At 32.0% G+C, this 13,968-nt stretch carries 13 protein-coding genes; 8 read left to right on the top strand and 5 right to left on the bottom strand.

The window, feature by feature from the left end; translation table 11 throughout:
- Positions 1-129: 129 nt before the first annotated feature.
- Both ACF3NF_RS01435 and ACF3NF_RS01430 read right to left on the bottom strand, forming a co-directional pair.
- Complete coding sequence (locus ACF3NF_RS01435) at positions 130-639, bottom strand: type 1 glutamine amidotransferase domain-containing protein (RefSeq protein WP_394023587.1); 510 nt, start codon at positions 637-639, stop codon at positions 130-132.
- Between the two features lie 52 nt (positions 640-691).
- Positions 692-2,491, bottom strand: a complete 1,800-nt coding sequence (locus tag ACF3NF_RS01430) for an ATP-dependent helicase (protein ID WP_394023585.1) — start codon at positions 2,489-2,491, stop codon at positions 692-694.
- 73 nt (positions 2,492-2,564) lie between these two features.
- Between ACF3NF_RS01430 and ACF3NF_RS01425 the strand changes: the two genes are divergently transcribed.
- The 5 genes from ACF3NF_RS01425 to arsS all read left to right on the top strand — a co-directional run bounded on the left by ACF3NF_RS01425 (position 2,565) and on the right by arsS (position 6,169).
- Positions 2,565-3,362, top strand: a complete 798-nt coding sequence (locus ACF3NF_RS01425) for a nitroreductase family protein (RefSeq protein ID WP_394023583.1) — start codon at positions 2,565-2,567, stop codon at positions 3,360-3,362.
- Positions 3,363-3,407: 45 nt separating this feature from the next.
- A complete protein-coding gene (gene map, locus ACF3NF_RS01420; protein ID WP_394023581.1) occupies positions 3,408-4,214 on the top strand; it encodes a type I methionyl aminopeptidase in 807 nt (268 codons plus the stop codon).
- A gap of 12 nt (positions 4,215-4,226) precedes the next feature.
- Positions 4,227-4,760, top strand: coding sequence for a hypothetical protein (locus ACF3NF_RS01415; RefSeq protein WP_394023579.1), 534 nt, complete (start codon positions 4,227-4,229; stop codon positions 4,758-4,760).
- Between the two features lie 116 nt (positions 4,761-4,876).
- Positions 4,877-5,215 (top strand): arsenosugar biosynthesis-associated peroxidase-like protein, encoded by a 339-nt coding sequence (locus ACF3NF_RS01410; RefSeq protein ID WP_394023577.1) that lies wholly within the window; start codon positions 4,877-4,879, stop codon positions 5,213-5,215.
- A complete protein-coding gene (arsS, locus tag ACF3NF_RS01405) occupies positions 5,216-6,169 on the top strand; it encodes an arsenosugar biosynthesis radical SAM (seleno)protein ArsS (RefSeq protein ID WP_394023575.1) in 954 nt (317 codons plus the stop codon).
- 115 nt (positions 6,170-6,284) lie between these two features.
- Here the strand turns inward: arsS and ACF3NF_RS01400 are convergent, their stop codons facing one another.
- The 3 genes from ACF3NF_RS01400 to ychF all read right to left on the bottom strand — a co-directional run bounded on the left by ACF3NF_RS01400 (position 6,285) and on the right by ychF (position 9,083).
- Positions 6,285-7,298, bottom strand: coding sequence for a D-alanine--D-alanine ligase family protein (locus ACF3NF_RS01400; RefSeq protein ID WP_394023573.1), 1,014 nt, complete (start codon positions 7,296-7,298; stop codon positions 6,285-6,287).
- Between the two features lie 66 nt (positions 7,299-7,364).
- On the bottom strand, positions 7,365-7,976 hold the full coding sequence (locus ACF3NF_RS01395; protein ID WP_262122102.1) for a thymidine kinase: 612 nt from the start codon (positions 7,974-7,976) through the stop codon (positions 7,365-7,367).
- 9 nt (positions 7,977-7,985) lie between these two features.
- On the bottom strand, positions 7,986-9,083 hold the full coding sequence (gene ychF / locus ACF3NF_RS01390; protein WP_394023571.1) for a redox-regulated ATPase YchF: 1,098 nt from the start codon (positions 9,081-9,083) through the stop codon (positions 7,986-7,988).
- A gap of 176 nt (positions 9,084-9,259) precedes the next feature.
- Here ychF and ACF3NF_RS01385 point away from each other — a divergent pair, with 176 nt between their 5' ends.
- From ACF3NF_RS01385 to hprK, 3 genes are read left to right on the top strand one after another with little or no spacing between them, the layout of a single operon-like run.
- Positions 9,260-11,035 (top strand): aminopeptidase P family protein, encoded by a 1,776-nt coding sequence (locus ACF3NF_RS01385; RefSeq protein ID WP_394023569.1) that lies wholly within the window; start codon positions 9,260-9,262, stop codon positions 11,033-11,035.
- 59 nt (positions 11,036-11,094) lie between these two features.
- Positions 11,095-12,882, top strand: coding sequence for an excinuclease ABC subunit UvrC (gene uvrC, locus ACF3NF_RS01380; protein ID WP_394024421.1), 1,788 nt, complete (start codon positions 11,095-11,097; stop codon positions 12,880-12,882).
- 12 nt (positions 12,883-12,894) lie between these two features.
- Positions 12,895-13,926, top strand: coding sequence for an HPr(Ser) kinase/phosphatase (gene hprK, locus ACF3NF_RS01375; RefSeq protein WP_394023567.1), 1,032 nt, complete (start codon positions 12,895-12,897; stop codon positions 13,924-13,926).
- Positions 13,927-13,968 lie beyond the last annotated feature (42 nt).

Genomic DNA, 13,968 nt, shown 5'->3' with positions numbered 1-13,968 from the left:
AAGATTGGTCCAAGTTTTAGTTGTTCCTAAAGAAAAAGCTGGTTTATTTATGATAAACTACTACAATATTATATTTGAAAGTGAAATTTAGCAAATTAAAAAGCCCCTAAGAGGGGCTAAAATTTTATCTTATTTTTCAAGTTCTTTTACAAATGTTGTGACGTGAGCTGGCAAATCTTTTGGTGTTCTTGCTGTAATAATGTTTCCATCTACTACAGTTTCTTCATCAACCCAATTTGCTCCGGCATTTTTAACATCTGTACTTATAGTTTTAACTGATGTTGCTTTGATATCTTTTAAAATGTTAGCTTCTACTAATACCCATGGTCCGTGGCAGATAGCACCGATTATTTTTCCGGATTCATTCATTTCTTTTACAAAATTAACTGTAGCTTCACATTTTCTCATAGCATCTGGAGAAAATCCACCTGGCACATAAACTGCATCAAATTCATCTGCTTTTGCATCAGAACTTGCTATTTCAGATTTTACCTTGTATGCTCCTGCTTTTCCTTCGTATTCTGTTTCAGCTTCAGTACCTACAAGTACGACTTCATAATCTTCTCTAAATCTATGGTAAGGGTAAATTAATTCACTTTCTTCAAATTTATTTTCAACCAATATTGCTATTTTTTTCATTAAAGCCTCCTTTTAGAATTCTATAATCAACGTTATTGTATATTTACCCGAATTATATATTTTTAATAAAATCGTAAAATTCTGAAGCCTCGACCTTATGGTCGTTTCGAAATTTTAATGATATTAGATGAAGATTTTCACGTGCCCTAGTCATTGCTACATAAAACATTCTGCGTTCTTCCTCCAATTGATCGTTTTTGCTAGTAAAATCAAAAATCATTGGAAATTCACCCTTTACTAGGTCAACGATAAAAACATTGTCATACTCAAGACCCTTAGACTTGTGAATGGTGGATAATATAATATTTGATTTATTTCTTTTGTTTAATATCTTTTCAAAAACTTCTATTTTGCTATAAAATTCATCCAAATTTTTTAATCCTTTGGAAAAATTAATCATACTTTCAATATACAAATCCTTATTTATCACAACTTCATAATATTTATTAGAAAACATTTTGATATACTCTCTATAACCCATGGTCTTATAAATATAAGCAAATTGTTTGTCTAAAGACATATTTCTTAAGTTTTTAAATTCTTTTTCTTTTCTTAAAAGTCCATAGGCCTTTTCATCATCTATGTATTCGTGGAGGTAGTCAAAAACTGTATAATTTTTTGGTTTTAATACTAGCTTTTCAATTTCTTCACGTGATAAATAAGTTTTTACCATATAATAAATTTCTGTAAAAAGCTCTACATTATAAAAATCATTGGAAAAATTAATAATATTCACCATATCTTTTAAAATTTTAGAATCAAAAAAATCAATAGATCCATTATTTATTGCAAAATCAATCTCAGCATCCATGAGAAAACTTACTAGATTAAGGGAGGAAATATTATTTCTATAAAGAATCGCATTTGTTTTATTAGCTTCAATATTTTTTAATATATAAGAAAAGGCATCCTTGCTATCTTTGGCATAGTTTTTATGAACCTTGCTAGTTGCTTTTTTATTTGTAAATAAGTTTTTTTCGTACCTTTTTTTATTTTGCCTTATAAAATCATTTGAAACTTTTACAATATTTGCTTGTGACCTGTGATTTTCATCCATGGTAATTATTTTGGAATCAGGAAATATTGATTTAAAATTTAAAAGATAATCAGGTTCTGCAGCTCTAAAAGAATATATTGACTGATCATCATCAGCAACTACCATAAGGTTATTTTCTGGATATATAATTTTTTCTATGATTTTAAATTGAAGAAGAGAGGTATCCTGGCCCTCGTCTAGTTGGATATATTTGTATTTGTTTTTTACAGACTTTAAAAGTTTAGGATGCTCATTTAAAAGTCTTAGGGCTATGGTCTGCATATCATCAAAATCTATATAAGAATTATCTTTTTTGAAGTTTTCGTAAGTATAATAAATTTTCTCAACATTCTTTATCTGAGATTTTTTTAGATAAGAAAGATCTGCCATGCTATTTCTCATGTAACCGACTTCTGTAAAAAAATTTCGCAAATCTTCTGATGACATTAACTTGCCACTTATATCAAAATAAATTTTTTGTATGAGATTGTATTTATTGTAGCTCTCATCACTTTCCAATATTTTTAATTCTCTTTTAGATTTTTTATAGTAATTTCTAATGATTAAATAGCAAAAGGCGTGAATGGTCATGAAATTTGATTTATTTTCATTTTCTAATTCAAATCTACTTTTCATATCAAGGGCCTGGGTCCTGGAGAAAGTAAGTGATAAAATCTCCCCAGGATCTACTTGTTTTTCTAGGATTTTTATTCTTTCTAAAAGCATGGTAGTCTTGCCAGCTCCCGGCACTGCAAGAACCAAGCAGGGGCCATTTTTATGGTTTGCAGCTTGAATTTGTTTTTCTGTAAGTTTCATATAAATATCATACCATATTAAAATTTATTAAAATATGGTAAAATTATAAGAGAATACATAAATGGGGGTAACAATGCTTACAACAAATTTTTTAAAATCAAGAACATCAACTAGAGAATATAAAGATACAGCTATAGATGAAGCTACTAGAACGAAATTATTTGAAATCGTAGATGCTGAGGCAGAAAAGCTTGGCAAAGATGATTTATCTTTTTTAGTAAATACTGATGGGGAGTCTATTTATAAAGCCCTAGAAGGTGTAGCTGGCTACCGTGGAATCATGATAAAAGCTCCAGCATATATTGCCTTAAACGCTTTAAATGACAATCCAGCATCTATAGTAAAAGGTGCCTACGGCATGGAAGAAATAATTACTAAGCTAAATGAACTAGGACTGGGATCATGCTGGATTACTGTTTCTGATGTAGAAAAAACAGTAAAACAATCTGCTTTTAACTTTACAGAAGGTGATGTAAATTTATTATTAGCAGTAGGCTATCCATTAGATGGTGAAGTTCGTCAGCAAAGATTCGATGATAGAAAACCAACAGAAGACCTAGTTTTTCTAGGAGATTTTGATACACAAGCTACAGATGAGGACCTAGAACAAAGAGGACTAAATGATATCTTTGACTATGCAAAATTTGCTCCATCAACTCAAAATGAGCAACCTTGGAGATTTGTGATAGTAGATGATGAAATCAACCTATACATCGAAAACTATAAGGGAGATGTAAACCTAATAGATGCTGGTATAATAATGTATTATGTAGATGAACTAGGCAAATCACTAGCTATGACAAGTGGTTGGGATATTAAGCCAGAAATTTCATCTGATAAATACACATATATAGCTACTAAGAAAATGTAAAGATAGGGCGACTTTTAGTCGCTTTATTTTAATTGGAAGGTAAAAATGATTAGATTATACACAGAAAATGATTTTGAAAAGATGAGAGCAGCAGCAGAAATTTTATGCCAAACTCATCTAGCTATCCAAGCAGTTATAAAAGAGGGAATGACAACAAAGCAATTAGATGACTTTGCAAATAAATTTATAGTAGAGCACAAAAAAGCTATACCAGCCCAGCTAGGCTACGGTGGATTTCCATACACACTTTGTATATCAGTAAATGATGAAATTTGTCACGGTTTTCCTAGTGATTACGTTCTAAAAGAGGGAGACATAGTTTCCATCGATAATGTTATTGAGTATAAAGGAGGACTAGCTGATTCTTGTTGGTCATATGCAATCGGCCAATTAGCAGAACGAGATCAAAAACTAATGGATGTTACTTTGGAGTCCTTAGAAAGGGCAATTGATCAAGCTAAGGTCGGTAATAGAATAGGTGATATTGGCCATGCAATTCAAGAATATGCCGAAGTTGAAAATGATTTTTCAGTTATTCGTGATTTTATAGGCCATGGTATTGGAAAAGAAATGCACGAAGACCCACAAGTCCCACATTACGGGCAAGCAAGACGAGGACCACGCATCCAAGCAGGTATGGTTTTTACAATTGAACCAATGATTGCAAGTGGTAACTGGCCAATGGAGCTTGAGGATAATGGATGGGTAGCAAAAACAAAAGATGGATCAAATGTTTGCCAATTTGAGCACCAATTAATCATCCATGAAGATGGGCCAGAAGTAATAACTGACCAAAGAAAATATTCGCTTACTGAAGAAGATTTAGAATTTATCAACAATTACAAATTTTAGTGGAGTTTAGTTTTGCAATTAAGTTCAATCGAAACCTTAGAAGACAAAAACTACTTTGAAACACTTTATCAAAATGCCTTTCCAATTGAGGAAAGAATTGAGATAGCAACCCTATATAATCTTTTAGAAGAAAATTTAATAGAAATTGATATTTTAAGAGAAAATGATAAAAATATTGGTTTGGCTGTTATCTACCTAAACCACAACATTCACTTACTTTCATATTTTGCTATCGAAAAATCTTGTAGGGGAAAGGGATATGGAAGTGCTGGTTTAGGAATATTAAAAGAAAAATATGATGATTTGATAATTGAAATTGAAAGTACAAAGTTTAAAGATGCTGATGATTTTGCTATAAGAAATAAAAGAAAAGCATTTTATATCAAAAACGGATATCAGGTTTTGGATGCAAGTGTAAATTATTTTGGTATTGAGATGGAATTAATGTCTACCACCAAAGATGCGGGTCTAGAAGAATATTTTGATACCTATTTAAATATATTTGAAGAAGACTTCATAAATGAAAATATAAAACATATAAAATAAACCCTAGCAATTTTATTAGGGTTTATTTTATTGCTATCTTATTAGATAGTTTATTAGATAAAAGTTTTCTAAATTGTATAGTTTTATTATAATATATAATTTATAAGGAGATTATGATGAGCGAATACTTTAAAAAATCAGACTTAGATAAATTTAATGATGGAGATCTAGGACAACTACACAAAGAACATTGGGATAATTTCCTAAATTATTATGCAAATGTAATGGCAGAAGGTAAACTTTCTGTAAGAACAAAAGCCCTTATAGCTCTAGCGGTAGCTCATGCAGAAAAATGTCCGTATTGTATTGATGCGTATACAACAACTTGCTTGGATTTAGGATTAAGTAAAGAAGAGATGATGGAAGCAGTTCATGTAGCAAGTGCTATGAAAGCGGGAATTACCCTAGTAACAGGCGTACAGATGAAAAATATAACAGATAATTTGGAATTTTAAGTGGACTATTTAAAAAAAGTAAATAGAGCAGTAGCTAGATTTGATGAGAGAGTAGGATATGAACTTAAAACAAAGAATAAAATAGATACCCTACAATTAAATATAACTAGAAACTGTAATCTATCCTGCAAACACTGTCATCTATCTTGCCATCCAAATCGCACTGAAGATATGAGCCAAGAAGTAGCTGAAAAATGCATAGATCTTTTAAAGGCTTATAATTTTAAGACTGTAGATATCACGGGTGGGGCTCCTGAAATGAGTGGAGTTTTTAAATATCTAGTAGAAGAGTCCAGTAAGCTCGGCAAAAATGTTATGATTAGGTCAAATCTAACCATATACAATGATGAAAAATACAAAGATATACCTATTTTTTTGAAAAATCACAAGGTAGATATAATAGCAAGTCTTCCTTTTTATGAAAAAGAAAAGACAGATAAAATGAGGGGCATAGGAGTTTTTGAAGATTCTATAAGAGTTTTAAAAATATTAAATAAACTTGGCTATGGTAGGGATCCAAACTTAAATTTAAACCTAGTTTACAATCCATCTGGAGCTATGATTCCTCAGGCAGAAGAAGAACTTGAAGCTATTTACAGAACAAAATTGCTCAGAGAATATGGCATAGTTTTTAATGATTTATTTGTTATTACAAACTCACCAATTGGAAACTTTGGAAAGTGGCTTGATAAGTCTAATAATTTAGACCGATATATGAAAAGGCTTTATAATACATTTAATGATAAAATTGTAGAGGATGTCATGTGCAGGTCAACCTTATCAGTTGATTATGACGGAAGTTTGCATGATTGTGATTTTAACTTATCTCTAGACGTTGGGATAAGGTCCAAAAATAAAAATATTTTTGAAATCACTGCTAAAGATTTAGAAAAAAGGCCTATTGCTACTGCTAATCATTGTTATAGTTGTACAGCAGGAGCGGGATCTTCCTGAGGAGGATCCTTGGAGTAGGCTACTCCTAAAGAATTTTTAAGAGAAATTTATTATAGTTAAAAAATATATAATTTAAAACAAAAAGAGCAGGCTAATAAAAGCCTGCCTTTATTCATTAAAATTTCCCGATACCTAGCATTTTTTTATCAGCACCCTTGTGATAGGCTGATTTTACTAAAATATCTATAAGTTCTTCATAACTAATACCTGATGCATTTGCTTCTAAGACATAAGGAGAAGAGGTCTTTGATAAACCTGGCATAGTATTTATTTCCATAATATATGGCTCGCCATCGGCATTTAGTCTTATATCTATTCTTGCATAAGTATTGCAATTCAGAGACTTAAATGATTTTATAGCTAAATATTTCATCTCTAGTTCTAATTCTTCATCAATTTCTGCTGGTGTTGTTTTGATGGTCCATTTATTCTTAACAACATCTTTGGTTCTAAAATTTACTCCGCTTTCTTTATCAAAAGTAATTTCTGTTACTTCCAATGCTTTTATTTCACCCATATCTTCTAGAACACCAACTGTAAATTCTCTACCTGGCAAGAATTCTTCTATGATAATAGGTGGGTTAACTTCTGAGAAAATTCTTTCTAAAGTTTTCTCTAATTGCTCTTCATTTTCAACTAAAGAATCATTTCTGATACCTACTGATACAGCTTCAGATTCTGGTTTTACAAATAGTGGGAATGATTCTTTTAACTCTTCCTTAAGCTCATCATCTTTTGAAAATATTATTTGTGATTTAACAATTGGTAAACCATGAGAGGCTAAAATAAGATTAGCTGTTTCTTTTGAAAGGGCTGTAGCCTGAGCAAGCATGCCACTTCCAACTATTGGAATTCCGAGTAATTCTAAGGCTGCAAATACATTTCCTTGCAATTTTAAGTTTTCTAATGGATCATAGTGGATAAAAATTACATCCAATCCATCAATTTCCATAATATTTCTCATCATATCGATATTAGCTGGTACTTCAAAAACCTCATGGTTATTGAATTCCAAAGCCTCTTTGATTGATGATAGCATATTTTTCATAATCCTATCAGCATTTGGATTTACTTGTCTGATTTCTTCTGTCATGTTTTCGTATTCTGCGTATACTAATGCAACTTTCATATGTACTTTTCCTTTATATAACGTTAATATAATAAATTATTTGCTAACAAACAAAAAGAATTAGGTTTATTCGCCCAATTCTTCAAGAGAGATTTGATTTTTGGTATTTTCGCGTTCACTCATCATTTGATTGTAGCATTCTCTGCATAGTGGTTCATATTTATCTTTTGAACCGATTTGGATTCTTGATTCATCTGTTGATTTTCTATATGAAGCCCAAGCATCCTCTCCACATGATGCACAAATGGCATGGTGTTTTGTTAGTTCATCTGCAATTGGCATTATTTCTTTTATTATTTCAAATGGTCTGGTTTTGTAATCCATATCTAAGCCAGAAACAACAATTGTAATATTTTTTGCCATTAACTCATTAAAAATATCTATTACTTCTGTTGGGTCATTTGGGAAAAATTGAACTTCATCTATGCCGATAGCATCAAGTTCGTGTTTAGTAGCATAATCTAGGACATCATTAAGATTTTCAACCTTGATGGCATCAAGTTCTAAGTTATCGTGGGAAACTATTTTTTTATCATCATCACGATTGTCAATGGCTGGTTTAAATGCAGCTATTTTATAATTTGCAATGCGCATCCTATAAAGCTCTCTCCATAGGGAAGTGGTTTTTCCTGAAAACATTGATCCTGTATGAACTATTAGTTTTCCTTGTTTTTTCATTTTTTACCCTTATACATTAAATCTAAAGTTTACAACATCACCATCTTGCATGATATAGTCCTTGCCTTCCATTCTTAAAAGGCCTTTTTCACGAGCAGCATTGATTGATCCGCTGTTTACTAAATCATCATATGAAACTATTTCTGCTTTGATAAATCCACGGGATATGTCAGTGTGGATTTTGCCAGCTGCATCAACTGCTTTTGTACCATCTTTTATAGTCCAGGCACGGGTTTCCATTTCACCTGTTGTTAAGAATGAAATTAAATCTAGGGTTTTGTAACTATCTTTGATAACTTTGTCAGTACCAGATTCGCTTAGACCTAACATTTCTAAAAAATCTGCCTTTTCTTCATCTGTATCTAGCTCTGAGATTTCTTGCTCAATTTTAGCAGATACTATAGAAACTTCTGCATTTTCATTTGCAGCAAATTCACGAACTTTTGCAACATAAGGATTGTCTACGCCATCATTTGCTGCATCTTCTTCATTTACATTGCATACATAGATGATAGGCTTTGTTGAAAGCAGTTGGTAAGAACGAAGCAATTTTTTCTCATCGTCAGTTAGATTTAGGACTCTTGCTGATTTCCCTTCTTCAAGAACAGCTTTAACTTTATCTAAAACTTCGACTTCTTTTGCAACTTCCTTGTCATTTCTTGCAACTTTTCTACGTTTTTCTAATACTTTTTCAATCATATCAAGGTCTGCAAAAATCAATTCTAAATTGATTGTTTCGATGTCACGGATTGGGTCAACTGATCCATCAACGTGTGTAACATTTGGATCATCAAAACATCTTAAGACCTCAACAATAGCATCTGTTTCTCTAATATTTGATAAAAATTGATTACCAAGACCCTCACCTTTGGAAGCGCCTCTTACAAGTCCTGCTATATCATAAAATTCAATTACAGCTGGAACAATTTTTTTAGATTCGCTGATTTTTGATAAAACTTCAAGTCTATCATCAGGTACATTTACAAGTCCAACATTTGGGTCAATTGTTGCAAAAGGATAATTTGCAATCAGAGCACCAGCCTTTGTAATAGCATTAAATAAAGTTGATTTTCCAACGTTTGGTAAACCTACAATTCCAAGTTTCATTTATTTTATCACCCCTCTATTATTTTTACACGATTGTATTTATTATAATTGATTTGCCAAAAAATTCAATCACTGATATGCTACCAAAAAGTGTCCAACAAGGTATAGTTAATGTAAGAAATCAAGGAATTTTAACATTTAATAAAGTTATTTTTTAAAAATTTGAGGGAGTTTATATGAATATTGATCAAAGATTAGAAAATTTAAGAAAATTGATGGCGGATAGAAAAATAGACGCATACATAATTCCAACATCTGACCCACACCAGTCAGAATACTTGCCTGATCATTATAAGGAAAGACAATTTATTTCTGGTTTTACAGGTTCAGCTGGAACAGCAGTCATTACACCAAATGAGGCAAAAGTATGGACAGACTCCAGGTATTTCCTACAGGCGGCTAAGGAACTTTCTTCATCCGAATTTGAACTTATGAAAATGGGAGATGAAGATTATCCGACAGTTGAAGAATATCTAGAAGAAAATGTCAATGAATTTGGAAAAATTGCCTTTAACGGCAATCTATTTTCAGTAAAAGAATACAAAAAACTCAGTGAATCAATGGGATCTCGTACCCTTGTTTCAGATATTGATTATATTTCAAATCTATGGAAAGACCGCCCAGAATTAAGAAAAGATAAAGTATGGGTCCTTGGTGAAGAATACACAGGAGAAAGTGCTGAATCAAAATTAAACCGTGTTCGTGAACATATGGATAAAAATGGATACGATTATTATTTTATCGGTGCAGTTGAGGATATTTGCTGGTTGTTAAATATTCGTGGTAACGATATTGATTACAATCCAGTTGTACTTTCTTACATGCTAATTTCAAAAGATAGGGCATATCTATGCATTGATCAAGATAAGCTTGATGGGGAAGTTAAAGAATACTTAGACAACAACAAAATAAAACTTCATTCTTATGATTATATTTTTACACTTTTAAAAGATATACCAGGTAAAAATCGTATATTCCTCGATCCAGCACGCACAAATGTAGCGATCTATGATGCCATAAACTCAAATGTAAAAGTTTCAACAGGTACTAATATTACTACAAATATGAAGGCAATTAAAAGTGAAAAAGAAATTGAAAATACAAAACAAGCTTACATTATTGATGGTGTAACTCTAGTAAAATTCTTTAATTGGCTAGAAGTAGGAGCTACAACTGGAACTTTAAACGAATATGTAGCTAGCAAAAAACTTCATGAACTTAGAGCAGAAAACGAAAGCTTTGTAGAAGAATCATTTGAATCTATTATTGGATTTAAGGATAATGCTGCAATTGTACACTACGCACCAGCAAATGTTGGTTCAAAGACTATTACTACCGAAGGAATGATTTTAATAGATTCAGGTGCCCACTACAAAGAAGGAACCACAGATATTACTAGAACTATAGCCCTTGGAAATACTAGCCAAGCAGAAAAAGATGACTATACCCTAGTATTAAAATCTCATATTGCCCTATTCTTAGCTAAATTTAAAGAAAAAACAACAGGTGCAAGATTAGATGCAATTGCTAAATATCCATTGTGGCAAGCTGGCAAAGACTTTTTCCACGGGACAGGACACGGAGTTGGATATTTATTAACAGTCCATGAAGGACCACAAAGATTAGGTATGGGACCTGGATCAGAAATAGAATTTAAAGAGCATATGTTCACATCAGTTGAACCAGGTTTATATATTACCGACAGTCACGGAATAAGAATTGAAAACCAAGCTGTAGTCCAAAAAGCATTAGAAAATGAATTTGGAAAATTCTTAGAGTTTGAAAATCTGACATTTGTTCCAATTGACACTAGACCAATAAATGTTGATATGCTGACAAATGATGAGATTAATTGGATAAATGATTACAATAAAAAATGCCAAGAAGTTTTAGCACCACACCTAGAAGGTGCAGATTTAGAGTATTTGAAAGAGAGTTGTAGGCAAATTTGAGCAAAGAGGAACTAAGGGCGAAACTCAAAGAACTACCTGATTTACCAGGGGTTTATATAATGAGAAATGCCGATGATGAAATAATCTATGTCGGTAAGGCAATTTCTCTTAGAAAAAGAGTCCGCCAATATTTTGACAACAATAAGAATAAGGGAGCCAAAGTTTTGGCCATGGTCTCCCACATAGACCACTTTGAATACATCATAGTGGAAAATGAAGTAGAAGCCTTGGTTTTAGAATCAAATCTAATTAAGAAAAACAGGCCAAAATATAATATCGTCCTAAGAGATGATAAACAATACCCTTATATAAAAATTACAAATGAGAAATTCCCTAGGATACAAAAAGTTAGGCAAATTTATAATGATAAAGCAAAATATTATGGACCCTATCCAGATGCCTATGCAGTAAATTATGCCATAGATTTATTCCACATGTATTATCCCTTTAGAACTTGCAATTTAGATTTTGAAAAGGGGCAAACTTTAGATAGGCCATGCCTAAATTATTTTATTAAAAAGTGTAATGGCCCATGTATCCATGATGAGGATGAATCTCGTTACATGGAGCATTTAAACGATGTAAAACTTTTTTTGGAAAATAGGTCTGATAAAATCCCTGAGTGGGTTTTAGAAAAAATGAATGAATCAAGTGATAAACTAAATTTTGAAATGGCTATGAAATACAGGGATTTTTATAGGGCCTTGTCGACCATTTCAGAAAGACAAAAAGTAACCGAAGCTAGCGGCGAAGATATGGATATAATTGCTGTGAGTAAGGGAACTACAGCAATTGTCATGCAAGTTTTTCTAATGAGAAAGGGAAAAATTGTAGAAAGGGAGCATTTTATTATTAAAAATGACTATGCCGAAAGTGATAAAGACATAATGGGATCTTTTATCAAACAATTTTACCTAGACATTATGTATATACCAAAAGAAATTTTATTAGAAACCGATCCTGATGATTTAGGTACAATCAATGAATTCTTAAATCAAAAACGTGGAAGTAAAGTTGTAATCCACAAGCCAAAACTAGGTAAAAAAAGAGATTTGGTAAATATGGCTCTTACAAATGCCAACGATATGCGTATCAAATACGAAAAACAAGCAGAAAAAAAAGACCGTAAAAAATCCGCTGGCATTAATCAGCTTAAAGAAATTTTGGAAATGACTGAGATAAAACGTATAGAATGCTACGATATTTCAAATACATCCGGTGTTCAATCTGTTGGATCAATGGTTGTTTTTGAAGATGGTCATCCAAATCCAAAAGAATATCGTAAATTTAAAATAAAAACTATTGAAGGACCAAATGACTATGGCTCTTTAAAAGAAGTTTTAACTCGTAGATTTAAAAATGGCATTAAAGAAATGGAAAATGGCAATACCACAACAGGTTTTGGAAATATGCCAGATTTAATTTTAATGGACGGGGGCAAGGGACAGGTTTCATCTGCTCTAGAAATTCTTGAAGAATTTAAATTAGATATAGAAATTGCAGGCCTTGTAAAAGATGATAAGCATACCACCCGTGCTATTGTCTACCAAGGAAAAGAAATATTTATTAACCGCAGGGATCCAGTTTATAAATTAATTTATGAAATCCAAGAAGAAGCCCATAGGTTTGCCATAAACTACCATAGAAAATTAATGCAAAATACTATGAAAACTTCAGAACTTGATAATATCAAGGGTGTAGGAGTAAAAACCAGAACAAATTTATACAAGCATTTTAAAAGCATTTCAAATATTAAAAAAGCAAGTGTAGAAGAATTAATGGAAGTACCCCTAGTTGGAAAGGCCCAAGCCTTAGAAATTTATAAGTATTTTAGGCTAAAAGGCTAAAAGGAGTAGATAATGGACGAAAACAGAGAAATAATGGATGATGCAGTAACTGAGTCGGTAGTTGAAAGGGAGATTATATCTGAAGAACTTAAGTTAGGTCAGGAAAAAAACACTATTAAGCTTAAAACAGTTGTAGAAAGATTGAGTCTTGAAATTGTCCATCAGTCTTCTGATTACCACGAAATAAATCTTTTAAGTGCTGATGTAAACAGGCCTGGTTTGCAATTAGCGGGATACTTGGAAGATTTTCCCTACAAAAGGCTACAAGTTATAGGATCAGTAGAATACACTTATCTGACTGGACTTGATAGCAAGCTCCAATATGAACGATTTAGGGGTATACTTTCATACAGTATCCCTGCTGTAATTTTTTCTTATAATGTAGATATTAACCAAGATATTTTGGATTTGGCTGATTATTATGATAAAACTGTCTTAAGATCTCCAGCAAAGACAACCAAATTAATTTCTGATATTTCAGATGAACTAGAATACCAACTAGCACCAAGAAGTAACGTTCATGGTGAACTTTTGGAAGTTTTTGGCATAGGTGTTTTGATTATGGGCAAATCTTCAGTAGGAAAAAGTGAAACTGCCCTAGATTTAGTCAATCGTGGTCATAGGCTTGTTGCTGATGATATGGTTGATATTATGGCTATTGATAATAAAGTTATCGGCGAATCTCCAGATAATATAAGACATTATATGGAAATTAGGGGACTTGGAATTGTAAATGTAAGAAGACTTTACGGAACTGGTTCAGTAAAAGAATCTTCTCAAGTAGATCTAGTTATTGAGCTAGAACAATGGAAAGAAGATTATGAATATGATAGGTTGGGTCTAGATGATCACTATATCGAGTTGCTAGATGTAAAACTTCCTCATATAGTAGTGCCTGTCAGGGCAGGACGAAATCTTGCGATGATTGTAGAAGTAGCGGCTATGAACCAAAGGGAGAAAAACTTTGGATATAATGCAGCGCGTGTGATGACTAATAAAATATTTCATAAAGAACTAGTTAATGAAAACGATGACTTCCTATAAGTTTATCGTTTTTATTTTGTTTACAGAAATATTGGTAAAAAT

The sequence above is a fragment of the Anaerococcus martiniensis genome (assembly GCF_043187485.1).
GTDB classification, from domain to species: Bacteria; Bacillota; Clostridia; order Tissierellales; family Peptoniphilaceae; genus Anaerococcus; species Anaerococcus martiniensis.
Note: the sequence above shows the minus strand (reverse complement) of the source record. Positions and strands in the feature narration are given on the sequence as shown.

Excerpts from the sequence above, each read along its gene's own strand:
- ychF (WP_394023571.1), bottom strand. The coding sequence starts at position 9,083 with ATGAAACTTGGAATTGTAGGTTTACCAAACGTTGGAAAATCAACTTTA.
- ACF3NF_RS01435 (WP_394023587.1), bottom strand. The coding sequence starts at position 639 with ATGAAAAAAATAGCAATATTGGTTGAAAATAAATTTGAAGAAAGTGAA.
- map (WP_394023581.1), top strand. The coding sequence starts at position 3,408 with ATGATTAGATTATACACAGAAAATGATTTTGAAAAGATGAGAGCAGCA.
- ACF3NF_RS01425 (WP_394023583.1), top strand. The coding sequence starts at position 2,565 with ATGCTTACAACAAATTTTTTAAAATCAAGAACATCAACTAGAGAATAT.
- ACF3NF_RS01400 (WP_394023573.1), bottom strand. The coding sequence starts at position 7,298 with ATGAAAGTTGCATTAGTATACGCAGAATACGAAAACATGACAGAAGAA.
- hprK (WP_394023567.1), top strand. The coding sequence starts at position 12,895 with ATGGACGAAAACAGAGAAATAATGGATGATGCAGTAACTGAGTCGGTA.
- ACF3NF_RS01430 (WP_394023585.1), bottom strand. The coding sequence starts at position 2,491 with ATGAAACTTACAGAAAAACAAATTCAAGCTGCAAACCATAAAAATGGC.
- uvrC (WP_394024421.1), top strand. The coding sequence starts at position 11,095 with ATGAGAAATGCCGATGATGAAATAATCTATGTCGGTAAGGCAATTTCT.
- ACF3NF_RS01410 (WP_394023577.1), top strand. The coding sequence starts at position 4,877 with ATGAGCGAATACTTTAAAAAATCAGACTTAGATAAATTTAATGATGGA.
- ACF3NF_RS01385 (WP_394023569.1), top strand. The coding sequence starts at position 9,260 with ATGAATATTGATCAAAGATTAGAAAATTTAAGAAAATTGATGGCGGAT.
- ACF3NF_RS01395 (WP_262122102.1), bottom strand. The coding sequence starts at position 7,976 with ATGAAAAAACAAGGAAAACTAATAGTTCATACAGGATCAATGTTTTCA.